A 26,490-nucleotide genomic window follows, 5' to 3' on the forward strand; every position below is an offset into this window, starting at 1 on the left:
ACGTTTAATCGATGAAGTCCCAGATATTGTTCCAATAAGAAACACGGTCTGCGCCATTTTCATCTTTGTAGCGCACAAAAATCAAATTACGGATGTCATGAACAGGAATGTCAAGGGTGACAGAATCCGTTACGGGTCTTTGCTGCACGTTGTATGTTCGATAAAAGGTGCCATCCATATAGACGTCAAAGGTACTAAGATTGGAATAAAAAATTTGCAGCTGATTGTTATGAACAGCAAGATTGATCAACTCACCAGTGACAGCGCGTGTGCCGGTCTGAAGCGTGAGACTGTCTTCCCCTATCAGGATGTTTTCCGTCTCTGGTTGATTCCCCGAAACTCTTCCGTTGATCGTTACCGGGGTCAGAACATTACCAGCAGCTGCCTGTTCATCCACTCGAGCAGTCAAGTTCCATTCCATGCGATCCCCCGGTGCGATTGGTCGTTCTAAGTGGATCGTGATACGATCGCCAGAAAGACTAGCCGAGGCTATATTGTCTTGGTACACGAGCGCATCGACATTTAAGAACGTCAATAAATTCGGCGAGATATCTAACGTCACGACAACATTCTCAATATCGTCTTTCCCAGAATTTCGCGCATCGTTGCTTTCTACGATCGTCCGCAAGATCAATTGATTACCCACTGTGATAATCGGATTGCCTTCTTCATCACGATCAAAGCTTTGCGGTACTCGCAACGTAATCGATGGGTCAGAAGGTCGAATACTGGTGACTTCAAAGGATAGTGCTGGTGGGAAACGTTCATCGCCAATGGCATCACGATACCCTAAATAGTCCTCATAATCGCTGGCGGACGGATTCGTGCTCCCCAACTGACCATTGGGTTCCGTCGTGGTCGTATCTGGTAAGGTTCCTACGAAATCGTCGTAGCGATCATTTGCGAAATCTTTTGCGTAAAATTCGATATACACATCCTCTTCAGGAACAAGGCGACGAGGTAATTGATACTGCCAGGGTACGGAATTGCCTTGTTCGGCATCAAGCGTAATGACATATGGGTCACCTGAAGCATCACGGATCAATCCTTGCGCGGTACTCGCATAAATGGCGACGCGCTCTTTTGGCTGGTCGTCTTGCGGAGAATGAAAATCCATGATCCCCGAAACTGTTGTCGTCCGTTCATTAAAGACCTGATCCTCTGCCACTTGCAGACCAGTCGGTGGTCGTACATCCACGACGACCGCATCAGGCAAAGCGGCAATACTCTCTTCTGTTGCATGAATAAAAATCGAATCGTCAACACCCTCCATCGTAGGGTCTAATCCCCGATGGGCACGCAGCACTTCAAAACGTTGACCTGTCTTGAAAAAGTCGTCCCGCGTCCATGCGATCACCCCATTATGCACCTCCCCAAAAACATCGACAGTTGATTGGGAGGAAAGCCATTGCGTTTCAAGCTGGTTGCCTGCTTCGTCCTTCAAAGCAACTTCCACCCAGACTTCATCTTCCCAGGCATCACGAATCGCCCCCGTGTATTCATACGGAACGACCGCTTTGGCATAAAAGGTTTTGTCGGCATTGGTCGGGGTCACTAAGTGCTGGATCATTGGCGGGTAATTATTAGCAGAAAATCGCGTGTAGGCATTTCCGCCCCTAAAAGTCGTACTGTTGAATTCATTTGAAAAAGGCTCTCCCGGCTGCGGACTAACGATTTGTGCAAAATTGACATTGCCTAGTTGATAGCTCAATGGATTCCAGAAATTGTCCGGATCACCATCTAGATTCACTCCGTTGCGTTTTTCCCAAACCGCTAGTCCAACACGATTAGACGTAAAGGTACTGTTGCGATTTGTGTTTGAGAATGCTTGTCCGCCATTCGGACGGTTATTTCGGAAGTCATAAAACAGTGGTTCGTCGATAGTGAAATTACTTACATTGGTGGAACTGATAATACCATTGTTGGCTCCACTTGTATGACCCTCCATTCGAAAGGTAGCATCTTTGCCAGCTAGAAATTCGAACCCACCACTTTGTCCCCAAACTGCTGGTCCCCTGTGAGCATAAATATGAATTCGACTGTTTTCATCTTTTGCATTAAAGACCGAGGTTCCACTGCTATCAAGGGGAAACTGAATCCCTTGTCGACCTGCTCTATCTGCACCATTACTGGCAGTAATGGTGGAAGCGGCTGACGGATCAAATTCTCGTTCTTCATCATTGTACTGATCGAATACGGCAAAGCCTGTTTCATCAATATAGATGCCGTCATCTGCCGCAGTCCTGGTGCCGGCATGGTTAAAGATGTTCAATTGGCCAGCTGACTCCACATAGAACTCGTTGTTCCGCCCGTACATCCGCACTGCAGCCGCATTGCCATGGTATTTGACGATATTCATTCTCCCTTGGTCGGCAAGCACAAAGGTCTGTTCCCCTACTAAGCGAAACCGCATGACAGAAGCATAGTCATGATTTTGCCCATCGCCAAACAGATTGAACTGCGACCCTTCTCCCGTCACCGTCACATTGCCACCGAGTTTGGTGGTCGCTCCCGCTTTTGAAATTTGATTGACAAAAGAAGGGGTTCCTTGCGGTACACCATTCGTGGGAGCAGGCGCTCTAGAATACGAATTTACGACCGCCCCACCAGAAATAATGGTACGGGAAAACTTATTTTGCGTCTCATCCCGTTGTCCAATCAAGGAAATGATTGCACCGTCAGCTCCCGCTAACTCCATTTGTGATGAGGCATTTAAGACCGTGCCTTCACCATCGACTTCAAAAATCACCTCATTTGTGCGATTTTCCATATTCGCCCAAATTACTTGTCGCTGGACGCTGTAGAGGTCTACTTCGGAACCCTTATTGACCCGAAACGAGGTTGAAATGTTGTTGTTATTTGGATGAAGCCGAAAAATCGGCTGCGTATTTGAGATCTTGACATCCGCCTCATCTGTGATCAAGACACTTTTGACATTAAAGCTGCCAGTATCTGAACTGTTGCCCGCGGCTGGGTTCCTGTGAGCCACCCAATGGAACGTTCCGCGAATCTCGAGATTTCCTTGTTGCAAATAAAGGAAATTATTGCCTGTACTTCCCTCTAGCACACCACTTTTTGCCTCGATATTTTCTATTTTGACCGTCCAAAAAGCTGAGGCTGCCAACGATTGTTGATAGATCAACGCGTTTAATCCTAGATTGTTTCCCTGAAAATCGATCGTCATATTTTTCAACTCAAAGACCGCTGGCTGATGATCATGGGTAGTCGTCAGTTCAAAGAAACGTCCAGTAGGATTCGTGCTATAGTTTGGTGTCCCGTTCGTGTTGAAACGCTTCGGTGTGGTTAAGGTAAAGCCATTCCCATCGATGGACACCGACCGATCCAACGCTGTTAAACGATTGTTGGCCTCATCCGTATAATCAGCGGTAATGTCAGCGAGAAACACGATTTCAGAGATCGATGAATCGCTAAAAGCAGCCCGCAGCGCTTGATAGTCCGAAACTTCGGCACGCTCTCCTTGCGTCGCCCGTTCTGAAAGCAGTTCGACTGCCGCTGACTCATTGGTTTCCTGCTGCTGAATGTCAAGCAAGGCTACTTCTTCTACAGCCTTGTCAGCTTCCAATCGCAAGGCTTGTCGTTCCTCGAGAGAAGGCGGAGCGATTTTTTGCAGCGTCCGATTTCCCCGCTTAAGGACAAATTCGATGGCTTCTTCTTCTCCTAAAGAAACTGGTAATGCCAAGGACAACGTTTCTTCCGTAGGCGCCACTTCGATCGCCACACCATAAACACCCTCTTGTTCAGCTGGATGCAAGGTCGCTTCCTCAAGCTCAAGCATTTCAAACATTTCTAATGACACCAGCGCTTCATGATTTGCCATCAAGAAAAGCGTCTCGCCAGCGGCTTGTTCCGATTCGATCGTCAATACATATTGTCCTGTTTCTGGGTCAAAGTGACCGGACACTTCATAAGAATTGCCACCATGGATAGCAAAGACCGCATACAAGATAGAAATTACGATAAAGCCCCCTAATGCAGCGGTAGCCAATTTGATTTTCGAGACAGTCGCTAGAACAGTAAATGATTTCATCTAGGCACCCCTTTCCTTTGATTACTCCAACAGTTCTTGTCCCGTTTCAAAGCTCGATAGATAATACAGCTTGATAACGACACTTGCCGAAAACGCATCTGCTCCTGACGTATTGCTTCCTTGCCGATATTCGACTGATTCAACTTTTAAAAAGCGATTCAGGTTTTCCATCCGATCAATAAAACGCACGATTCCTTCATTCGTCTCACTCAGGAGGTCAAAGCCGATCCTTGTGACCCGAAATTGCGTAGCCAAAGGATTGTCACCAGTCTGATCCGCCATTTGTTCTGGTGTAGGGTAAAGCATCTCCTCATTAAAGGTCGATTGCAAAATCGTGATCGGCAATTCCGTTTCAAGGGCAGCGAGATCGGTAAAATAAGACTCGATCGCCATACCATTGGGAATGATTGGCACCTCATTGACCGTCTCTGAAGAAAGAAGGTCTGGTTCCCCTTGCAGGTAGACCAGCTGTTCCTGAATGTCACGGATCTCAGCTTCGATCCCAGCTAATTCCTGAGCCAATTCGATCCCTTCGGCACGTTTGGGATTCAGTAAAAATAGCCAGAAAATGAGTACTGAGGTAGCGAGAACTAACGCAATTACCGCGGAGATGATGATGTGTTTTTTGGAGAAAAAGACTTTAGTCATCCGCTTCCACCTCGCTTTCTTCTTCGCTGTCTTCACTGATCACTTGTGGTGCATCGATTCGTGAGAGATAGACAGTGATGCGCCCATCTTGCGGCGTTGAACTATGAGAGAAGGATTGATAGGTCACATGGTGCACCCAATCGATTGCTTCAAAAGCTGATTTGAGGCGAATCAGACTTTCATAAACATCCCCTTGGACCGCCAAGTTCACCGAAGGAAACAATGGTGTACCGTCTTGGGCTGTTTCGGACATTGTCCCCTCGCCATTTAGCAGCAAATTATACGAATTGATGGTCACATCGATCCCCGCTGCCACTTCCTCAAAGGTTTCCATAATAGGTGCCGTGAAATATTTCTCTTGCTTTTGCAGGGCGATGAATTCTTGTAGATCTTGTGATTTTGATGCCAGCATCTCTTCTAACTGGCGCTGAAAGACGATACGCTCTGCTTGACTAGACATGATATTGCTTTGATAATTAGTCACCAAACGTTGATAATACCAAAAGCCTAACCCGCAAACCCCAACAACAACTAACGAAAGGAGAAGCGAAACCGAAAGAATGACTTCAAACGCCCGATTACGGATAAATTTATTAGGCAATAGATTGATGTTCATGGTTACACCTCTTTCGTCGCTAATCCCGCAGCCAAGATATAGCGGTCGGGAATTTTTTCTTGCTGGTTTCACTTACTTTTGCGGAAATCGTTTTGACCGGCAAAGAAGACAACTCATGAAATATTTCTTGGACTTCTTTCCGCAGCATTGGATGACCGCCGACTAAGTAGATTTTTTTCAATTCACAATCAGGCGAGATTTCCTGATAATAGTAAGCAATCACCGAATTCAAGGTTTCTGCTAACCCTTCCAGTGCTTGGATCTCCGCACTTTCCCTAAAGTTCACTTGCACAGATTGGGCTTTTTCAATATATTTCCAGTTGGCTTGATTATAATCTTCATACTGCAGGTAAGTCGGCACCAATTCTTCAAAAAAGGTGATATTGGCGATGCCAGCATCTAACTCGACCAGCACGAAATTTTCACTCCAGTTGATCTGTCGCTGAAACATACGACTATACGCCAGAAAACTGCAATCGACGCCCATCAACTGATGGCCGCCTTTTTTCAATGTGTCGCCGAGTTGAATCAAAATCGGCTCTGATGTGACCACGACTGGCACATTGCCATTGATGGTAAACCGATTCCGCTGGATGACCACAGCTTGCGGTTCTGCTTTCTCTTCCTTCTTGCTGGCTTTTTTCTTTTGTGCTTTTGGTGCTTTTTCCTTGTTGCCTTTACCAAGGATCAGTAGATCAAAAATCGGGTTTTCAAAAGGCAAAGAGATGGACTCCCCCAATTCAAAATACAAGTACTCGCGAATCTCTTTTTCCGAGTTCATCTTACCGATTGGGATCTGTTTGATCAGCAGACGAGAATTTAGTGCCGTGATCACCACACTCATCGTGCGTAATCCCAAGCGTTTGGCAATCTCATTGAAGGCGGCTTCAAGACTATCAGGATTGCGCAGCTTATCATCTTTAAAAATCGTACCATTCACAACCAGCTCGCCGTATTTGAGACGGTCACCTTTTTTGGTACAGTAACGGATGCAGTTTTTTTGGATGTCGATCCCTACTAAGCGGGGAATTGTTTTTTTGCCAAACATACGAGGACCTGCTTTCTTCTTGTTGGTTTTATATGAAGGAACCAACGTTATTTCTATGTACAACGCTTGCTTAGCTAATCAAGCAAACGTCAAGGTCAGCAACCCAATTCAAAGGAACCAGCCGCTGCCAAGATAAACCATGCCGGTAGCAATGGCGATAAAGGGACCAAAAGCAATGTAGCGGCTTTTGACTTTGCCCCGTAGCATTTGGATCACGTAAAAGATCACTGCCAAGCAAGAAGCGACAAATAAAACCGTCAAGACTTGCACTGGGCCGATATACACACCTAAGACGGCAAATAATTTGATATCGCCGCCACCCATGCCTTTTTTACTGAGCTCCGCTAATAGATACAATGGCAAGAAGCCAGCAAAGAAGCCGACGAGCCAATACCACCAAAACTCATTTTGCGGTTGGATCAACCGTAAACCGATCCCTCCGGCGAAAAAAGGGGCTAACACTTTATTGGGGATCAGCTGATAGAAGATGTCGCTGGCAGAAATAATGGCTAATAAGGCTAATAAACACCAAGCGGCAATCACTTCAGCAGTGCCCCAAAACAGCAAGGTCGTACCCGTAAATAGCATGCCGATCAACACTTCATAAAGAAAAGCAATCAGCGGGATCTTTTTTTGACACTTACGGCACTTGCCTTTTAAAATAAGGTATGATAAAACTGGAATGAGATCCCTTGCACCTAATGTCTGTTGGCAGTCATCACAGTGCGAGCGAGTCAGCAGGGATTCCTTTTTGGGAACCCGCCAACCAACCACTAGGAAAAAAGAACCTAGACACATTCCTATGATGAAAAGATAACCAATGATTAGGCCCATTGGGATCTGTTGCAAAATTTCGTTCATAAAAAACTCCTTTTTTCCTGGGGGTTGAGTTGCCATACACCTTAGGTCAGGTTAGTGACTTAAGGTCGTGTAAATAGATCATCTCGTGTTAAAGCATTGATTTGACTCTGACTATAACCAGCATTTGCTGCTCCCACAGGATCATTGGTTACTTGCCCTGCTCTCAAAACATCACCTGGAACAAACATTGTAAGTTCACCATCTGCTGAAACATAGAATTGGACTGTGCCTGGAGCATTTGCTGACACTGATGTCCACGCATTTGCACTCAACAAGCCGTCTTCAATCACATCTGCCAAATCAAAATTTGCTGCTCCTGCTGTTCCATTGTTTAATGTACGATTCGTTGATTGGTACAATATTGCTGCTGAAAATGCTTGTTGTACATCTGCAACAGCTGCATCTTCCCGTGAATTTTGAATTACGTTACCGATCGCAATAACCCCGATCCCAGCGATGATCGCTAAGATAACGACTACTGCCAGCAACTCGACCAAGGAGAGGCCGCGCTCGTCTTTCAATAATTTATTCAATCGATTGTCTGTTGTTTCTTCTGCTAAAATTGCATCAATCATAGTGTGTTTACTCCTCCTGTTTCTTCCATATATATTAAACAAGCCGTCTAGGTGGCTTGATAATACCAAAATCATTACCCTTGGATCGCACCGAATAAATCGAACATCGGGATCATGATCGCCGCAACGATCAAGCCAACGATCACACAGATTATCAAGATGACAATCGGTTCCATGATCGTCTTCAGTCGTTTACTGGTTTCATCAACTTCTTTTTGATAGATGATACTCAATCGTTTCAGCATGTCCTCTAGGGAACCAGTACTTTCGCCAATCTCGACCATCTGGGTCACTAACATCGGGACCATCATGTTGCCACGAAAGACATCGCTCATCTTGCCGCCTTCTTCAATTTGAAAAGCACAATTATCGATGATTCGCTTGATGTATTTATTGGAAACGACATCCCGACTCATATTCAAGGCGGTCACCATACCAACGGAACTGCTAAGTAGTGTCGACATGGTGGTCATAAATAATGAAAAACTGTTTTTGGTGATCATATCGCCCATTAGTGGAATGCGTAATAGAAAACTTTGAAAAGCGAAATCGAAGGTTGGATTGCGTCGCGCGATCCACAGTCCGACGAAAAATCCGACGATCAAGACGGCTAAAACCCACCCTCTGGTTTGAAGGAACTCGCTGATCGCCATCGTGGCGACGGTGATCGTCGGCAGATCCGTGTCAAAACTTTCGAATACTTCCACAAACATCGGGACGATCGTTACTAATAAAATAATGGCTACGATAAAGGTTAAAATCACTAAAATAATCGGATAGACCATCGCTGTGACGATCCCGCTGCGGTTTTCGGCGCTTTTTTCATAGTAATCCGCCATATCCTTCAAATTTCCTTCCAGTGATCCAGACATCTCCGAAACAGCGATGACACTGGTCAGAAGTGTCGGAAAGGCATTGGGATGATCTTTGTAGGCTTCTGAGAGCGGGCGTCCGCTATCAATCTCATCCCGAACTTCACCGAGAATTCTCTTGAAATTTGGGTTTTTTTGCTGTTCTTCCAGCATTCGTGAGGCATCAACGATCGTGATCCCCGAAGCGATCAATGTCGAAAACTGGCGCAAATACCCTACCAGCAGTTTTAACGAAACTTTTGTAAAGAGTTGAATCTCTTTATTCGCCAAGGTTTCTGGCTGTTCGATCAAGCTGTTGACTTTGATGTGCTTTTGGCGCAGTTTTTGGCGGGCTTCGACGGAGGAATTGGCACGCAAGCTGCCAGAAAACGTTTCGCCTCGGACATTGGTGCCTTGATAGGCAAAGAGTGCCATCGGCTATTCGCCCCCTTCCTCCATTAAGTTATCTGCCACATCAGCATCGACCCGTTCCGCAGCAACCAGTTCTTCTAAAGAGGCGCTCATGGTATGCATGCCTTCGTTTTTCCCCATCTGCAACATATTATGGATCTGGTGGGTTTTCCCTTGACGGATCAAGCTGGCGATCCCTCGGGTATTGAGCATCATTTCGGTTGCTGCTACACGTCCGTTGCCATCGATCGTTGGCAGCAAGCGCTGGGACAAGATCCCTAGTAATGCGCCAGCAAGCTGTGTACGAATCTGAGTCTGCTGATCGACAGGAAAGACATCGACGATCCGTTCAATAGTCGCTGGGGCACTTGACGTATGCAAGGTTCCTAATACCAAGTGTCCCGTTTCCGCTGCCGTCAAAGCAATCGAGATTGTTTCAAAATCTCGTAGCTCCCCTACTAAGATGACGTCTGGATCTTGACGCAGGGCAGCTCGTAAGCCATTGCCAAAGGACATGGTGTCGCTGCCGACTTCGCGCTGGGCAACGATGCTTTTTTTGTGGTTATGGATGTACTCAATCGGGTCTTCCAACGTCAAAATATGCGTCTTTTTGGTATCATTCAAATAGTCCAGCATCGCAGCCAGTGTCGTTGATTTCCCTGAACCGGTCGGCCCTGTAACTAAGAACAAGCCTTGGCTTTTATGGATCAGAGTCCGCAAGACGGTCGGCATACCGAGTTTGCTTAACTTCGGGATCTCGATGGGGATCTGCCGCAAGGCGATCGAAACGGTATCTTTTTGGCGGAAAATATTGACCCGAAAGCGACAGATGTCGCCTAGTTCGTAGGCCAAGTCGGTCTCGCCTTTTCCCTTGAATTCCTCCCATTGCCGTTCGTTGCAAAGGATTTCGGCAATAGCTTCGATATCCTTGGTGTCGATGGTCGGCACCCCTTCGATCGGTAGCAAGTCGCCGTGGCGACGAAAAATCGGCGGTACGCCTTCGACTAAATGGATATCCGATGCTTTTTGTTCGACGGCGATCATCAACCAATGATCGATCCGCTCTTTAGGTGACATGGCAGCAAATTGCGCCGCTTCGTTGCGATTGACGCCCTGTGTACTGCTGGCAGTCGTCGTTTTTGTCACTGATTGCCGTTCTGCTTTTTGAATGATCTCCCGCGTCGAGACAGATCGGTCTTGATCGCTCTGGCGACTGTGGGCACGTTTTTTTTCTCTCAGTTCACGATTTTCCCGAATGCGGGTACGGGTCGGAGCTGTTTTTTCTCTCGTCGCCCTTTTGGTTGCTCGCTCTTGTGTTGCCACTCTCGTTTGATCCATTAAACCAGCCCCTTTCTATGTGCATTTCCTTCTAAAACAATGTATGTAGTTCTCCGGTGATCCCTGGATCACCGATAAATCAATCAGCGCCTCACTCTTCTGCAGCGACCACCTTCAAGACTTCTTCGATGGTGGAAAAGCCTTGTTGCACTTTGTCTAACCCATCATCCAACAAAAAGCGCATCTTTCGTTCCTGAACATAATCCATCAGCTGGTCGTTGGTCGCTTTGTTCGTGATCATACGGCGCAGCTTGGCATCGATCGTCAACAGCTCTTGGACGGCCATTCGCCCTTTGAATCCCGTATTGCCACACTTTGGACAGCCCACGGGTTGTGCCAGTTCCGTAACCGTGATGCCATAGGATTCAAATAACTGCTTGTCCTTGTCGCTGGCTGGTCCTACTGTCTTACAAGAAGAACAAAGGGTTCGGACGAGCCGTTGAGCTAAGATGCCTTCTAACGCATTGGCAACCAGAAACGGTTCTACCCCCATGTCGACTAAGCGATTGATGGTGCTGACGGAATCATTGGTATGCAGGGTGGATAATACCAAGTGCCCGGTCATGGAAGCCCGAATCGCAATCTCCGCCGTTTCGCCATCTCGAATCTCTCCCACCATCACGACATTGGGGTCTTGTCGCAAGATCGACCGTAACCCAGCGGAAAAGGTCAAACCGACATTGCTGTTGACTGCCACTTGGTTGATGCCTTGCAGCTGAAACTCTACTGGGTCTTCGACGGTGATAATATTGATCTCCGGCGTGTTCAACTCTTGCAGCGCCGCATACAAGGAAGATGATTTCCCTGATCCTGTCGGTCCTGTGACAAGAATGATTCCATGGGGTTTATGCAAAATCGCTTTAAAGGTCGCCAATACCTTCGGTTCAAAGCGAAACTCATCTAGGCGCCGAATGCCACTGGAGCGATCCAACACCCGAATCACGACTTTCTCCCCATGAATGACAGGCAAAACCGAGACCCGCAAATCAACCACGTTGCCCCCGTTACGAATCATTGCCCGACCATCTTGTGGCACACGTGTTTCGGTGATATCCAAGGAGGAAATGATTTTCAGTCGTGAAGTAACACCAGTCTGAATACTCTTAGGCAAGTTTTCATGGGTACGAAGCTCCCCATCGACCCGTAAGCGAACAACTAATCCTTTTTCTTGGGGATCGAAATGGATATCACTGGCGCCCCGATCCACTGCATCTTGCAGCAGGGTATTGACCAATTTTACGATTGGCGAATCATCTAATTTTGAGTCGCCTTCTGGATCGATGGTTTCAACGAGAGAGTCGCTCAAGCCATCCAAACTGATCTCAGAAGGGTAATCGCGAACGATCAGTTGTTGGATATCGGCATTGTGGGCTTTTTGCGGACGAATCAATAACCCAGTGATCAAACGCATTTCATTGATCGCCGCATAATCCCCAGGGTTTGCCATCGCAACGGTCAAGCGGTTGCCTTTTTTTTCTAATGGAAAGACGCTGTGCTGTTTGGCAAACGAGCGGGGGATCAGGGACAAAACCTCTGAGCTGATCTCTAAGTCAAACAGGTTGCCTGTTTGTGTTTTCTCAGCGGTGGTTGAACTTGGACTACTCTCAGACTTTTTGAGAGGCCTTCTAGGTTTTCTACGTGGCGTTCTTTCACTTGATTGCGGCAACTGGCGCCCTCCTTTCAATAATCGAGTTTGTTGATATAGTCAAACATTCGTGTAACGGTTAAATATGCTTCATCATCAGACCACATGTTTCGATCCAAAAAACTTCTGAGGATCGTTACCTCCCCCGGTTGCGCCTGACTTTCAAAGTCGCGGACGCGATAATTGACGCCTAATTGTTGCAGTTGATTTTCTAGTTCCACCTGGTCATCCATATAGTAAGGTACGAGAACGACCGTTCCTTCAAGACGACGGTTATGAGCCCCTGTTGCTAAAAAAGTCGGGTCAAATAATGCCAAATCTGGCAGTATTTCCATGACAAAGGTCGACTCTCTATCCACAGCTAAATGAAAGGGTTCAACGCCTGTATGACCCAAGATCAGCTGGGCACCATTTTTTAAGGTGATTTGATTCCAATACGCTGGATCTTCATAATAAGAATCAAAAACCGCTGAACTGCCGGCTTCTGCTAATGCCAATCTACGAGCAGTTTTCGGCGCATCGATAAATGAAAGCCCGTGAACCTCCATTATGGTATTGCTGCCATCCAATGTGATTCTTGACGGGTCATGGGGCACCGTGAAGTGATTTTGATTCTGAAAATACGAGAAATCATCGATCGTTCCACCACTCGGCATCATCGTATTCGTCAGCATAAAATCACCATAAACAGTAATTCTTCGTTCCGTATCTTCGGTACTATGCACGATCGAGCCTTCCGTGACTGGCCCTGCATAAAAATTGCTGCTCGTCAGAACCATCGATGGCTTCATAAACGTCAAACTACCATCTGCCGCAGGGTTTTGTTTCGTGGCTTCTCGATGATAGAAATTAAAATAATTGCTATTTAATTCGCCTAATCCAGAGCCCGCATCTGGTGAATTTACGGAAACATTCAGATGACCTTCAGCAAAGAGAACCCCTTCTTGCTCAACTCTCGAAGCCGAACTATTGGTATTGTTGATCCATAGGTTTCCAGCAAAAATATCCGTATATGCTTGTGATAAGACCAAGCGGCTGCCAGATCGACTGCCCAAATCGATATACATTCCTAACCCCGCTTGCAAGAAGACGTCTTTGATCAAGTTCAACCCGTTGCTAGGCTGTCCGCCATCATTCTGGATCGCAAGCAGACTTTTTGCCGAAAACTGCCCGCTTCCCTGTCCTTCCATCTGGACCCCATGATTAAAGAAAAAGGAACCATCGAAATGCAGCCGATTAAGAATCGGCTTTGTACGAAAATCTAAAAATCTGCCGTCTTGAAAATCTTGCAGGACATTGTTGGCAAACCCGAATTGCAGGAAGTCATCCGAATCAAAGGCGAGATAATCAAAAGCTGGGCGTACGCGCTGAAAATCGGCAACTTCGAATAATTTTCGAATCCAAGTATCGGCGGATACCGCTTGTCCTACTGTAGAGGGTAGGTAATAGGGATAAAAAATGTTTCGCCAAATATCCAGCTGTGTTTGTCTTTGTTCGAGGTCTTCTTCTTCAAGCTGCATTTCATAGATATATTCGGCAGAAGCTGTATGTACTCGCGGTTGCCCTTCAGCCAATTGCGTCTGATCCGTGACTTGCGATTGAATTTGAATAATGATTTGAAGATTGGTTTTATCTGGCAGCATCGAGGCTGCTTGGATCCATCCTTGCTCCCCACCAGATTTGGTCATTACATAAGGGGCGATCTCATTATATTCATAGTCAACGACAGAGGAGGTAAAAGAAAATTTATCATCGATGGTCTCATTCACATCGACTTCGTCCAGCACAAATCTCAATTCGTTATCCAGATTGTCTATCCATTCATTATTATTAGAATAGAAGCCGCCAGATTGCATGGTTCGAGTGATGAAATCATCTATTCTCAGTTTTAGCTCCTGAGAAGCGAGTTGAAAGGAATATTCGTGTACATCTTCCACGCGACGGAAGCTATCTATCGTTCGAATTTGTGAATTGACATTTCGAGCAACAAGGAAGACCAAGCCAATCATCAAAGAGGAAAGAATGATCGCCGCGAGGGCATAAATCAGCGCAAACCCAGCTTCATTTTGTCTACCATCGTCCATTCCCGGGTCCCCCCCCTCTTGCTTTCTCATTGTCACGATAATTGATCGTAAATTCTCGTTTATAGATAATCTGCTTGTGGTAATCAGTGACCAGATCCTCCATCTGCCACCAGCCAGTCAAATCATCATAATAATCCGCAAAATTGATCGTTTCCGTGTAAAATAAAACGAAAAACTTGGTCTGGATACTGAACGTATCGCGATAATTTGGCGTATAGTGATGGGTCAACGTCGCTTCATTCTCATTTTTTTGTTGAATGATCTTTAACTTAATCGTAGGATCTTTCGTATCATAGACTCTGGCACGGATATTGTTGGTATCTGTGATATCCGTCACAACCATTCGCGGACTGCCCTCTTCCGTAATCGTTGCCCCTAAGGTTCCTTCGGGCATGGTTTTGACAATATGTTCCTCGTGGAAAAGAAGACTATCATATTTTCCTAAATACCCCGCATGTTCATAGATACCATCAATTTTGGCGATTTGGTCTGCTTGCGCCAAGATTTCATTCGCTATCCCTTGAAAGGCAGCAATTCGACCTTGACGAACAGAGGCTTGGACGATCAAAAAGAGTGTCCCAGAAAAGAGTGCAATGATGATGCCGAATATGACCATCGCCCCTAACAATTCGACAAGCGTGATTCCTTGCTCATCCTGTAATCGATGCTTCATCTGCCCCCCTCCTTTGCAACTTCCGAAAGAACAGTCAGCCCTTTCAATAGTCTACTACCCAATGCAGATACGTTTCTGTCAAAAATGCGCCCGTTTGTTTATCGAAGACCTGAATAATAAGTCCGAGCCCGAGCTGACGACGGTCGTAACTGTCTTCTCGCAGTCCATGTCTGGGGTCTTCGCGAATGGAGACCTTGACCAAATAGTTGGTGGTTTCTTCATTCTCCGACAAGTACGTTCCCATATAGAGGCGATTTTCTTCCGAATTTACCAAGGGCTGCGGCAAATGAGCGCCAGAATGATCGTATACCACCTTGCGAATAAATCGGCCCCGATTGAGATCATCTACAGCAATCGGGATTTCTTCATACATCGGTTGCCCTTGCGCATTGTATTGAATCCCTGAATTATCGAGGACCAAATGGTGTCGGCGAACTTCTGAGGGATCATCTGGATCGACCATCATCCAAGAAGGTCTAGCCGTAAAGATCCCGATATTCAAATCCGCCAAGTCTTGAGTCTGTGCCCGGTATATTAGCCATTCCTTGACATCATCTCGTGCTGCGATGGCCTCTTCCATTCGGGTATTGTAGCTAAGGATCAGGTTGTTTTGGATGATCAGCATGGCGATCATGACCATTGCGATCCCGAGAATGACGATCGCTCCAAGGATCTCAACCAGGCTGAACCCCGATTCATCAAGTACACTATGTGCATGTCTGCCGTTTTTCAGTTTTATCACCTGCTTTTTGCCTAGCCTCCGATCAAGGAGAATCCTTTTCTTCTAGCTGGTTGATACTTGTATCTGGGTCAAGAAAAGATAATTTGCTAAGGGTAAACCCCCAGTGAATCAGTTTATTGAAATCAGGGTAGTCAGCTAATGGAATACTTTTTTTGGCTTTGCGTGTGATGCGGATTCGTTCCCTGATATAATGATACCTTTCTTCTTCAACCAGTCGCTGAATCTCGGCGATCCCTTTTTCAACATCAGGATCTTCGACATTCGCTTGCATGTATTGTTGATAGAAATAATCCAAATACTTCCCGTATTGAAGAAAATAACGGTATTCAATTTCTTCAATGACCATTTTCACGTGAATCTCTCCTTGACTTATTTTCTAGCAACTTATTGAAGTGAGTGCAAATGCCGATAGATGATCGCAGTGGCACTCTCTGGCCGATCATTGTCTAACTGAAAGACCTCCTTTAATGATTGTCGATCAGAAGCCTGAATGACTTCGACTTTCGGTAAAAGTTCGTAGGCAAGATGGCTATCGTCTGCGACACTTGTATCGATCATCACTTGTTCGATCAGTGAACGGGTGACGCCATAACCGTCTTCACTTTGATAGGATCGGTCCAAAGGGAAACTATAATAAAACCAGCCATCATCGGGATTATAGATCCAAGTATTTCGATCAATCTGACGGTAATCGCTCAAAGAACCGAATTCGATCATAATGGCTTCTGAATCGATCTGGGCGGGACTTTCAGAGACAAAGCTGCTTAGCGTTTTCACCGTTTGGGTCGGATACAAGCCAGCAGCATCGGGAAACGCACTGATCATCTCTGGCAAGTGAAAGGCACTGCCTAACCCAGATTCTGTCGTCGTGTAATCAAATGACGACTGGTCAATCGTTCCCTGTTCTCCGAGATACGTGAATCCCGTAGGTTCCTCACTGGTGGAAAAGGGGCTGGCTAGCTGCGACTCCGCCCAGTTTCGAACAAAATAACGATACCCTTCAAGATAATAACTATAGGTCAAGTTGGCTGCTTCAAAGGTCCACTCAGCAACCGGATCAGCAGGATTGAGCAGCAGCAGTTCCCCACTCATTTTCTGCATGACCGGTTGTTGGTTTCGTCGAAAGGAATAGCTGAAGTGAGCTTCGACAAGGACCGGTTCTTGCCAGAGATCTGGTGGACCATCGATCAAGTCTGATGACGGTGGCTCCTCCATTTCTTCATTGCCTTCGGTGCGATCGTAGAAGTTCTCAGGATTTTCCTGTTCTTCAGCGTCTAGTTCCCCCAATAACTCCTGCATCTCTTCACTATCGAAGGCATCCAAGGGAGGCGTGGGTGCCAACTCTTCGATCGTCTCATCGCTGATCCAAACCATCACTTGACCATCAAGAGCATTTCCAATGAGTTCTGGGATCTGCTGGGTCACGTTCTGATACCCCCTTGCTAAAATTTCGTTTTCATCAAAGCGAGACAGTACTGGTAATAAGTCTGGCGCATCACTCGCATCTGCCGCCTGCTCAAAAGCTGCTTCCTCACTGTCTGGCGCGATATAGCGCAGCACTTCTTCAAAACTTGCTCGGACAAAGACTGGCACTTCACTAGCGTTCATTACCCGAACGGATCGTTGGATCGTCGTCCCTGTAAGGGTCATTCGTTCCTGCCATTCTTCCAAAATCTCGATTTTTTCGAACACTTCATTTTCATCCGCTAATCGACGAATATGAATAGACTGATTATTCTGCCAAATCAAGATGCTAAGCAACAAAAGAAAGAAAAGCAGACCCGCGATACTATTTCTTAACACAATTTTTTTTTGCACCCTTGTTTCCTCTTTTCTCAAGTAATGACGGCTCTCAAGTAAAGAGATAAATGCCTAATAGAATGAATAAGGCGATCAATGATACACAGAAGATGATGGATAATATCAAGTTTTGATCAATAAAACGAAACACATCTGCTACATGGTTGATACTCATTGAGACTTCTCCAACGAAACGGTCTGCTTCGATGGCTTCTTCCCCAAATGCCTGTCCATCACCAATGACGGATAAATGATAGCCCTGCTCTTCGTCAGCCTCGATCGATAGTACTCGGCGAGCAATATAGCCGGTTCCTGAGCCATTTGTAAAGACCGCGAGCCCGTTTGGCTGTACTTGAGTGAAGGCTTGTTCTCTTAAAATGATCAAATCTTGTGTGCGTAATGCGGAGCTGTCAAGATTCGCCATCCCATTATCTGATAAACGCACCACCCGATGATTAAAAACTGTCATTTCGTTTTGATCAGTCACATATAAGCCGATAAACGTAAATAGGACAGTCATGCTACAAACCAAGAAAATCAGATAGATGATTTTCAGTACGAGATTGCCAGATTTCTTTTTGGCTGTTGGTTTCTTCGTCGCGGCTTTGCCTTTTTGAGGGGGACGTCGTTTCTGGGAAACTTCCGCTGGTTTTTTGCCGTGCTTGTGGGTCCCTTTTGATTTGGCATTAGGATGACTTGATTTTTTGATTTTCCCCTGCTCGTTGTGCTGACTTGGACGTGCTTGCTGCGGTGGACGCTTTTTCTTTTTGCGTGGTGCTTCACTGGTCGTACTGGCAGCTGCTCTTTCTTTTTGCTTGCTAGGATGCTGCTTTTCGGTCGGTAATTTGGGGCGATTCGCTGTGCCAGCCGCTTTTTTTCGTTTCTTTTTCACAGGCGCCTGTCCTGTCGGTTCTTTTTGGGTCGGCTTTTTTGGTCGTTTCTTGCCACTAGAAGGGCTGGCTTGCTTTCCTTGCGCCTGAAACTTTTCGATTCGGGGATTTCTCGGTGTATCCTCTGATTGGTCTCGTTTTTTTTCACGTTTGGCAGGCTGTGGCGGACGTTTTTTTCTTCTAGGTGCTTGCGACTGATTACTCATTGGCATCTACCTCGCTGCCCGCTCGTTCCATCCCTCTTAATTGGTTTGCATAAGTATTGGCATTGGCATTTTCCTGCAAGCGATCCTTGACGGTCCGAATGGACGCTGGCAAATTCCCTGAGCCTCGACGATTTGCCGCGCTTCTTTGCAAGTCTTCAAACAACGAACGGGTCGTCTCCGCTTCTTCCTTGCGGGCTGCTTCGATTGCTTGTGCACGTGTGCGTTCAATCTCTTCCAAAATCTCTTCGGTCGGCTCATTATCATAAATGGTTAGATCATAGGACTTAATCAACGCATTCAGCTTTTGGTCATAATGGATGTCCGTAGCATAGCGCCCTGTCAACCACGCAGTTGCTTCCCGATAAGTTGGGGCATTTTCTTTCCAAACGGGGGCATAAAAGCGCGGGTTGCCTGTGATGCCTCCTCTTAGTAAGCGAGCGTAATCTTCGATGGATTCACGGTAACTTGGGTATTTACGGAAATTGGAAGAGATCGTATACCACGCACCACTTCCATCATCTTCTTGCGTATTGAAGGTCACTTTTTGCCCACGAAAGCTGCCCTTGATGCCAAAGAGATTGTGGTTTGGCGGACTGGATAAGGCACTATTTCCTGAGCCAGTCTCCAAGATGGCTTGTGCGATCATCACTGAAGCATAAAGATCATTGTTATAGGCAACATCCTGCGCGTCAGAACCAATCTCATTGATGAATTGTTGTGTCGTTAGATTACGAGAAACCGAAAATTGAAAGTTGCTTTCCCGCTCTTCTTCATCGATCGGCGATTCGGGTTCTTCAGTGATTGGATCGGGCTCTTTTTCTTTGTCCTGATTGGTTTGATTCCCATTTGATTGGTTGTTTCCGCTATTGTTGCTGCTGTTGGTATCGTTGGTTTCTTGCTCATTCGTTTCAGGTCCAGCAGGCTGATTCGGCTGTTGATCGCCTTCTGAAGGATCTGGCGTCGACGGAACGTCTTCGGCCTCTTGATTTTCTGTTTCATCCGTGCCGCTCTCCATTTCTTCCTCGTCTGTCTGTCCCTCGTCTGCCGGTCGTTCCACATCATTTACGACTTGGACTTCCGTTCCTTTTTCGCCCTGCTCCGCTTCTTCTGGAAGGGTTTCTTTTGTTTGTTCTGGAGGAGTATCAAGTTGCTCCGTTATCCTGTCAGCTCCTTCGTAAGAGACCGGTCGGAGGGCATCCGTTATCGATTGCCCACGACTTTCTCGTTGTGCATCGATGGTTTCCATATAAGTAGATGGTTCTACACCTAAGATCGATCGAACCATGGCTTCAGAAATCGTTTGATTATTGATGATTCCGATAAATGCTCCGATCGCTAACAGACTTTTTACGTTTCTTCTGGGCTTTTTCATCTTCTTGATCCTCCTCCTTGGGGCTGTTCTTGCTGGTGCCTTTTTTTGGTCGTTCATGGTCTTTGCTTTCATTTTTCTCAAGCTGCACAAGCAGCAATTGATAATGAAAGGCATTGTTCCGCAAATACATCGTAAAACCTAGCAAAAGAGCGAGTAAAAACAAGTGACTGATAGTGACATATTCTCGAAAGGCAGAGAGATAAAAATAGGCGGTCAGCTGCAAAAATACCGCTAATGGGATCAAAGAAGCAATAAAGTAGATGCGGTATAAGAATAAGAATCGTTGTTTTTGCTTTTGGGTTCTCATAGACTGCTCCTAACGTCTGTATTGCCTTCGATCAATGCTTTTTTTTCTAATAGATAGCTTTCGCTTTGGAGAAGATCAAAGTAAGCGGCTTTTCGTAAAAGATTGTCATAGTCCATCTTCATAATGCGTGTGTAAGGTTTTCTAAACCATGGTCGCTCATACAATTTGACTCGTGATTCAATCACGCTGCATTCATAAAAAACTAAACTGATATCTTTAGCAGATAGGTTGTTGTCGACCACTTGCTGCACTTGCCCTCTCTCATAGGTCAATTCTTTTTCGTTCAACGTCATTTTTTCGATCTTTTGTACGAGATTGTCATTGATGCGCCAAACCTGTTCGAGGTATTTGGCTTTTTGAAAAAGATAGGTATATTCTCGTAAGCTGATTTTCAATTGCGTATGCCAGTTCTCGTCTTCTTCATCGGTCAAGCTGTTTAAATAGTGGATACTATTTTTGATCAAAGAGGCTTCTAAGTTTTCGATGTAGATCTCAAGCTTTTGATTGGCCAAGCGCAAGCGCTCTTTGCTTGCTCGTTCTCGTTTCGCCTCTTCCTCCAACGCTAATTCATTGGCGTTGACTTTGGACAATTGCTTGGCTTTTTTTGACTGTTTTTTTTTGCTGCTTTTTTTGCGAACTTTCTTTTTGAACTTTGGTGGCTCATCCGCACTGACCTTTTGGAACTCGAGCGTGTCTTCCAGTTCTTTTTTCACTACATTGGTTTTGCCCTGACGTTTTTCTTCATGGACTTGCGCTTTCGGGCGACTCACAAACGTGACATTTTGTTCATCGATCACGCTTTGAACGATTTTTGCCAGTTGCTCTTTAAAGTCGTTCGCATCACTTACACCAGCCGAGGCTTGCTGCTGCAAGCTGGCATCCAACTGAATCGTAAAGGGAAACTCTTCTTCTGTGTAAGCGATTGGTACAAACTCCAAAAACAGATTGCTTTTTTCATCGGACACATGATTGATGCCGATTTGCGTCCACACAAACTGTGGGAATTGCTGTTCCAAAGGAATGCGTAATTTTGAGTAATCGATTTTTTTCCGTAAAATCTCCATCTCGATATGATGGGTGAAGGCTTCGATGGAATAAAATTGCTCAAAGTAATGCGTCACTTGTTTGCGGATCGAGGATTTGAGCGGCCACTTTTTTTGATAGAGGTTGTCGCAGGCAGTGATTACTGATGGAAGTGCCTCTTGTTTATAAAATAATTCCTCAAGATTTGGACTCAAGGTTGGATAGATGGCAATTTTTAAAATATCATTCGTCACATTCGTCCCAATAACCAACATTCTCATAAGAAATCAACTCGTAGTTGTTGCCCGTGATTTCTTAAACAGCACATATGGTCCTAGTGGGTTTCCCTCCTTTGTCGTGTCGCTCTCAGAAATTATTCAGCAGACCTTTTCGTCTATTCCGACTTAAAACCTTCGTTTTAGTCTGGCAGATTCAATACTTTGCTATGCTGGATCAACTGCTCAAACAACCCTTTCGATTCATGATGAAACGTCGTAAGTCGTTCTTGGTATTGCTTGATCTCTTGACGGATTTTCATCACCTCCATCGATGCTTCTGAAATGATCTTGTGGGCTTCATTTTCCGCCATCTGACGTCTTCTGTCGGCTTCCAGTTCTGCTTCAGCAGCGGTTTCCCGTGCTTTTTCTTTTGCTTCGATCAAAATCGTCGCCAGCTCGTCCTTCATTTGTTCGACCTTTGCCAGCTCACGTTCCAAGTCACGCTGTAAGACATTCTTATCTGCCAATTGTTCGACTCTTGAACGTTCGAGATCCCGATATTTCGCTTCCGCTTCTTGCAAGCGCAAGTTCAACTGTTGATTTTCATTTTCAAGCGAAGTGATCCGGCGCATGCTTTCGACTTCTTTTAATTTGTAGTTTTCGATTATCGCCGCTTTTTCTTCTAAATGAATCGCTTTTTCTTCAAAAGCTTGGACTTGTTTGCTTTTCTCTTCTAATTCTTTTAGCAGTTCATCTTCTCTTTGACGCAATTGTTCGAGCTCTTCTTCTACTTCGATCAATTCGTCTTCTTGACTCGTCAACTGCTCAATTTCTTGCTCATAATTGGTTTTGAGGGCTTCTTGTTGACGTTCTGCTTCTTTTAACTGCTGCTGTAACTCGTTGTAGCGCATTTGCAGCTGCTTGTTTTCATAAATGATACTTTCTTGTTGCGTCGCTTGCGAAGCCATCCGATTGATGGATTCTTGTTTGTTTTCCAATTGCTTGGTCAAATGTTCGACTGTCTTGGTCAGTTGTGAAACGGTATTTTCTAATGCCAGCAGCTCTTCTTGGGCATCATCGTCATACTCGTCTTCCTCGTATTCTTCATCCTCGTACTCATCGTCCTCGTACTCGTCGTCATCATATTCTTCATCGTCATACTCATCGTCATCATATTCTTCATCATCGTACTCGTCTTCGTCGTACTCTTCTTCATCATATTCCTCGTCGTAGACATGAACGCCTTCGTAAGTTTCTTCATCTTTCTTTTTGCGAAATAATGCCATGTTACCCCTCCTGATTCCTCACTCATCGATGATTTGATTCGTTGAACAATTTAATGTGTCTACAAATTGGTCTGCTTGTTCGTCTGCTTTCGTGAAAAGTTGCACTTTGGTTGTTCTAACCTCGGTCTTTTTTTCAAACGAGCTGACGTTTCTGCTGTGACCTTTTGAGCAGTGATGTCCGCTTGCTTCTTGTCCCCCTTCGCTTAAAAAAAGAAAGCAAAGACCACCACATCCCTTGATTTCCACGACCTCCATTTATTTTGGAAGATAGAAATCAAGTAAATGAATCGGCCTGTTTCTCAATAAAATAGCCATTAAACGAAAAGACGGCTTCCGTTCGCAGAACATCTGTTGTCTATTTGATAGTATCAAAGCAATAACAGATTGAAAAATCAGATATTTCTTCACTTGATGAAATATTTGTCAGAGGAAACCATTCATCTCAACGATATTGTTAAAAATTGAGCAAAATATCTTCGTGTTAAGGAAACGAATGGTCTTCTTTAAACGATCTTTATCTTAAATCAACAATCACGCCTTCCTAACCGCCGATCAATCCCCTCAAAAAAAATCAGCGACCTTATAAGCCAAGGTCGCTGATCGATTCTTTACCTATTATATAGTTTTACTGCTCAGTCATCTTTCATCTATTGGAAGCGATTCCTTTTCTCTCAGTTTGAAAGCAAGTTCCAGTCCGCTGCTCCGCAACTGTAAGTTTTTTTCTCCCTAATGGGCTGCTCTTCTCTTGCCTTCAAAAAAAGAAAGAACCGTTTCTTGAAAATCAGTTTTCTTTAATCGAACAACTTTTTATGCATGTATAATGTCGCCATCCGATAATCATAATGGATCATCGAAAAGGCTAATAGCTCCCCATTTCTCAGATAGCTGTCGTCTCGTACGATCAGTGCGGGCATGCCTTCTTCTAGATGAAAAAACGCAGCTTGTTCCTGTGATAGCGGTTTGCTTTGGATGAACTTGTCGATGAAGGCGACTGTCAGTTGTTTTTCTTCTGCCAAAGCTTGGAACATTGACCCCTCCATCATTGTTTCGGAGATCTCCCCTACGATTTCAGGTATATAATAGGAACGCTCAATCAAATACGGTTTGTCATCTAGCGTGCGAAACCGTTGGACTTCGATAAAGTGCTGATCTTTCGCAAATTGTTTTTGACTTGGGAGAAACAACGCCTCTGATACTTTGACCAGTCGCTTTGAGGCTTTGACCGTTCGAATGTTTTTCTCGCCCCGTGTCAAGTCTTCATTGAAGCCAAGATCTCCTTGTTCAATGGTCGGTTTTTGGTTGTTATGAAAACGAATATACGAGCCGCGGCCTTGCATCTGGTAGATCCAGCCCATCTTGCTCAACTTATTGAGGGCTTGGCGTAACGTATAACGAGAAACTGGATAAATTGCCAAAAGCTCTCGTTCACTAGGCATCTTCCCCTGCTCATTTCCAATGTCACCGGCTTCGATCTTTCTGATCAATTCTGCTGCTAAGTCTTCAATACTGAGTTTCGTCATCTGCCTACTCCTTTCCTTGCGATTCTCTACTACTATTATCGTCTTTGGCGTAAAAAAAGCCAGCTATTTTTCATAGCCGGCTTATCAAAAAAACGGATAGATTATGCCTTCGTTGCGTTTGCTTGTTCGTCCTTGTATAATTTGCCATCATACATTTTGATGAATGGGAACCAAATCAAGAAAGCAACGACTGCACAGATGATTGCTAAGACAAAGGCACGCCAGTCACCACCTGAACCAATAAAGCCGGATAAGCCAATTGGGGTCGGCCACGCTACTTGGGCAATCGGTGGGTTAACAAAGCCTAAGTTGATGCCAAAATAAGCAACGGACATTGAAACCATCGGTGCTAAGAAGAATGGGATCGCTGTGTACGGGTTGTATACCACTGGCATCCCGAACAAAATCGGTTCATTGATATTGAAGAAGGATGGCACGATCGCTGCTTTTCCTAAAGCACTTAACTGCGCTGATTTTGCAAAGAAGGCGATGAAAATCACCATTCCTAACGTCGCTCCTGAACCACCGATCGTTACGAAACTATTGTTAAACTCACCCGCAAAGGCAATGTTGGCACCATTTTGGTTTTCCACCATATTCGACAATACGATTGGCGTCAAGAATGAGGTCACGATCGTTGCCCCATGAATACCCACGATCCAGAGCGCATGCATGAAGAAGTAGATAACAAGTAGTCCGACCCAAGTACTGGTCAATTGCGTCACGAAACTAAAAGGAATCGCAATGACTTTGAAAATATCTGTGCCCATTGCGACTAATGCACCATTGATGACGATTACAGCTAATGAAGTCAGTGCCGTTGGGATCAATGCTGTAAAAGAGGAAGATACTCCTGTTGGCACTGTGTCAGGCATTTTGATAACAATATTGCGTTTCACACAGAATGCGTAGATTTTTACGGCAATAATCGCCATGATGATCGCTGTAAAGATCCCAGTTGTTCCTAAACGAGTCACCCCGCCAGCCATTTCCCAACCATCGATGATTTTTTGGTCATCAGAAATGACATTGACTAATGTTGCCATACCGCCTTCAAAAACTAATTGTGGCAAGCACATAAAGAACGCCATCATTGAAAGCAACGCGCCATTGACTGGGCTAAGAACGATTTTTTCTTCTTGTGCTTGGATTTTGGTGTACTCGTAACCAAACACGACACAGAAGTAAAGTGCTAAAATCCCCATCGTTGCGGTATTACCTAACATGTAAAGATTTTGGATCTTATCGAATGACGCACTCCAAATGCCCTCTAATGCAGGGAAGCTTTGTGGCAAAACGCTGACGATCAAGAACATAGATCCTACAATAGTGAAAGGAATCGACGCCATCCCGGCTGCCATGACCCCACGAACGATCCGTAATTGTGAGATTTTCCCCATTGGACCCATTAAGTAGCGGTCCAAGAAGGCAAACATTTTGTTATTTTCTGAATCCATTGACTGTTCCTCCTTGAGTTTCAAATGTAGTCAAATACGTGAAATATTTGTCGCGGTCATGCTCGATCAACCACGCTTTACGCTGGATGAACAGGCACGCGATCATGCCGACAGTAAACAAGGCAAGTAAGATGCCTCTACCCGATTGATTCATAAAAGGAATCAATGTTGCTTGCTGTCCGATCAAAATAAATAGAATTGCAATCAGATTGACACCGAATTGGAGCCAATATCCGATTTTTGTCACCAGTAAACGATTCGATTGCTGCCAATATTTTTGAGTTTGTTCAATAAGTATAAGTCCATCAACGATCAATAAGGCAATGGGAATCAAACCAGCCCATGTCCATTGAGACAGACTCAATAGGGTCCAATAAAGATTGACAAAGAAAAAGATCGCCGTCATATAACGAAAAAGTAAAAAACGATTAAACCGCATACTTTTGTTTGTATATTCTTTCTTGGCTGCTTGGGTTACCGGTTTCCTTTTGGTCACAAGTCCTCCTCCTTTCTTTTTGCTTTCGCTCAACAACTTGTTCGAACAAGTTATATTCTAGCAGAATTCTTGTTGAATGCAACCGATTTCTTTTTGAAAGTTTTCTCTGAAAATAATCTGCTTTTTCATTTGTTATTTCTGAAAAGTTAAGCTGATCTCAAGGAACCGTGCAGGATAATACTGGAATGTTCCTGATGTTTGGCTTTTGTTCGAGCAGAAAAAAGTTGTTTTTAGCGTTACTTTTTGCAAAAAATGTTTGTTTCTGAAGGCTTTATCCCCCATTCAAGGCAACAGGTTTGTCAACTTACTAACTTTACAGTACACTCTAAGTAACAAAATAGTTGATTTCAAACATGCGTTATTTTTATTAATCGA

22 protein-coding genes are annotated in these 26,490 nt (G+C 45.0%); all 22 read right to left on the bottom strand.

The window, feature by feature from the left end:
* Positions 1-4 precede the first annotated feature (4 nt).
* The gene (locus tag IGI94_RS10150; RefSeq protein WP_438899690.1) at positions 5-4,048 is read right to left on the bottom strand and encodes a pectate lyase-like adhesive domain-containing protein; all 4,044 of its coding nucleotides are present in this window, start codon (positions 4,046-4,048) and stop codon (positions 5-7) included.
* 21 nt (positions 4,049-4,069) lie between these two features.
* On the bottom strand, positions 4,070-4,696 hold the full coding sequence (locus tag IGI94_RS10155; RefSeq protein WP_086316318.1) for a hypothetical protein: 627 nt from the start codon (positions 4,694-4,696) through the stop codon (positions 4,070-4,072).
* Positions 4,689-5,312 (bottom strand): hypothetical protein, encoded by a 624-nt coding sequence (locus IGI94_RS10160; protein WP_438899691.1) that lies wholly within the window; start codon positions 5,310-5,312, stop codon positions 4,689-4,691. The genes IGI94_RS10155 and IGI94_RS10160 overlap by 8 nt, the downstream gene beginning before the upstream one ends.
* A 19-nt stretch (positions 5,313-5,331) precedes the next feature.
* Positions 5,332-6,360, bottom strand: coding sequence for a type IV pilus biogenesis protein PilM (pilM, locus tag IGI94_RS10165; protein ID WP_438899692.1), 1,029 nt, complete (start codon positions 6,358-6,360; stop codon positions 5,332-5,334).
* Positions 6,361-6,468: 108 nt separating this feature from the next.
* Positions 6,469-7,221, bottom strand: coding sequence for a prepilin peptidase (locus IGI94_RS10170; RefSeq protein ID WP_008378680.1), 753 nt, complete (start codon positions 7,219-7,221; stop codon positions 6,469-6,471).
* Positions 7,222-7,280: 59 nt separating this feature from the next.
* Positions 7,281-7,796: a type II secretion system protein gene (locus IGI94_RS10175; RefSeq protein ID WP_061054314.1), complete on the bottom strand. Its 516-nt coding sequence runs from the start codon at positions 7,794-7,796 to the stop codon at positions 7,281-7,283.
* A gap of 74 nt (positions 7,797-7,870) precedes the next feature.
* Positions 7,871-9,082: a type II secretion system F family protein gene (locus tag IGI94_RS10180; protein ID WP_438899693.1), complete on the bottom strand. Its 1,212-nt coding sequence runs from the start codon at positions 9,080-9,082 to the stop codon at positions 7,871-7,873.
* A gap of 3 nt (positions 9,083-9,085) precedes the next feature.
* A complete protein-coding gene (locus IGI94_RS10185) occupies positions 9,086-10,396 on the bottom strand; it encodes a type IV pilus twitching motility protein PilT (protein ID WP_438899694.1) in 1,311 nt (436 codons plus the stop codon).
* 91 nt (positions 10,397-10,487) lie between these two features.
* Positions 10,488-12,062 carry a GspE/PulE family protein gene (locus tag IGI94_RS10190; RefSeq protein ID WP_008378687.1) on the bottom strand — a complete coding sequence of 525 codons (1,575 nt, stop codon included), beginning with the start codon at positions 12,060-12,062 and terminating at the stop codon, positions 10,488-10,490.
* 14 nt (positions 12,063-12,076) lie between these two features.
* A complete protein-coding gene (locus tag IGI94_RS10195; protein ID WP_438899695.1) occupies positions 12,077-14,125 on the bottom strand; it encodes a type II secretion system protein in 2,049 nt (682 codons plus the stop codon).
* On the bottom strand, positions 14,112-14,798 hold the full coding sequence (locus tag IGI94_RS10200) for a PulJ/GspJ family protein (RefSeq protein WP_438899696.1): 687 nt from the start codon (positions 14,796-14,798) through the stop codon (positions 14,112-14,114). Before IGI94_RS10200 ends, IGI94_RS10195 begins: the two co-directional genes overlap by 14 nt.
* A gap of 43 nt (positions 14,799-14,841) precedes the next feature.
* Positions 14,842-15,540, bottom strand: coding sequence for a type IV pilus modification PilV family protein (locus IGI94_RS10205; protein WP_244732034.1), 699 nt, complete (start codon positions 15,538-15,540; stop codon positions 14,842-14,844).
* Positions 15,541-15,562: 22 nt separating this feature from the next.
* Entirely contained in the window at positions 15,563-15,886 is a 324-nt protein-coding gene (locus tag IGI94_RS10210; protein WP_016610400.1) for a hypothetical protein, read from the bottom strand.
* A 38-nt stretch (positions 15,887-15,924) separates the two neighbouring features.
* Positions 15,925-17,379 (bottom strand): hypothetical protein, encoded by a 1,455-nt coding sequence (locus IGI94_RS10215; protein WP_142971667.1) that lies wholly within the window; start codon positions 17,377-17,379, stop codon positions 15,925-15,927.
* A gap of 13 nt (positions 17,380-17,392) precedes the next feature.
* Positions 17,393-18,436 (bottom strand): hypothetical protein, encoded by a 1,044-nt coding sequence (locus IGI94_RS10220; RefSeq protein WP_008378699.1) that lies wholly within the window; start codon positions 18,434-18,436, stop codon positions 17,393-17,395.
* Positions 18,429-19,808 (bottom strand): glucosaminidase domain-containing protein, encoded by a 1,380-nt coding sequence (locus tag IGI94_RS10225; protein ID WP_438899697.1) that lies wholly within the window; start codon positions 19,806-19,808, stop codon positions 18,429-18,431. Before IGI94_RS10225 ends, IGI94_RS10220 begins: the two co-directional genes overlap by 8 nt.
* Positions 19,741-20,115 carry a hypothetical protein gene (locus tag IGI94_RS10230; RefSeq protein WP_005235091.1) on the bottom strand — a complete coding sequence of 125 codons (375 nt, stop codon included), beginning with the start codon at positions 20,113-20,115 and terminating at the stop codon, positions 19,741-19,743. Before IGI94_RS10230 ends, IGI94_RS10225 begins: the two co-directional genes overlap by 68 nt.
* The gene (locus IGI94_RS10235; protein WP_438899698.1) at positions 20,112-21,419 is read right to left on the bottom strand and encodes a hypothetical protein; all 1,308 of its coding nucleotides are present in this window, start codon (positions 21,417-21,419) and stop codon (positions 20,112-20,114) included. The genes IGI94_RS10230 and IGI94_RS10235 overlap by 4 nt, the downstream gene beginning before the upstream one ends.
* A 137-nt stretch (positions 21,420-21,556) precedes the next feature.
* A complete protein-coding gene (locus tag IGI94_RS10240; RefSeq protein WP_373192198.1) occupies positions 21,557-22,642 on the bottom strand; it encodes a DivIVA domain-containing protein in 1,086 nt (361 codons plus the stop codon).
* Positions 22,643-23,433: 791 nt separating this feature from the next.
* Positions 23,434-24,162, bottom strand: a complete 729-nt coding sequence (locus tag IGI94_RS10245) for a GntR family transcriptional regulator (protein ID WP_142971657.1) — start codon at positions 24,160-24,162, stop codon at positions 23,434-23,436.
* A 101-nt stretch (positions 24,163-24,263) separates the two neighbouring features.
* Positions 24,264-25,619, bottom strand: a complete 1,356-nt coding sequence (gene celB, locus IGI94_RS10250; RefSeq protein ID WP_005235081.1) for a PTS cellobiose transporter subunit IIC — start codon at positions 25,617-25,619, stop codon at positions 24,264-24,266.
* Positions 25,603-26,115 (bottom strand): hypothetical protein, encoded by a 513-nt coding sequence (locus tag IGI94_RS10255; protein WP_438899699.1) that lies wholly within the window; start codon positions 26,113-26,115, stop codon positions 25,603-25,605. The genes celB and IGI94_RS10255 overlap by 17 nt, the downstream gene beginning before the upstream one ends.
* Positions 26,116-26,490 lie beyond the last annotated feature (375 nt).

The organism is Enterococcus sp. AZ149 (assembly GCF_051714285.1).
Taxonomy (GTDB): Bacteria; Bacillota; Bacilli; order Lactobacillales; family Enterococcaceae; genus Enterococcus_D; species Enterococcus_D entomosocium.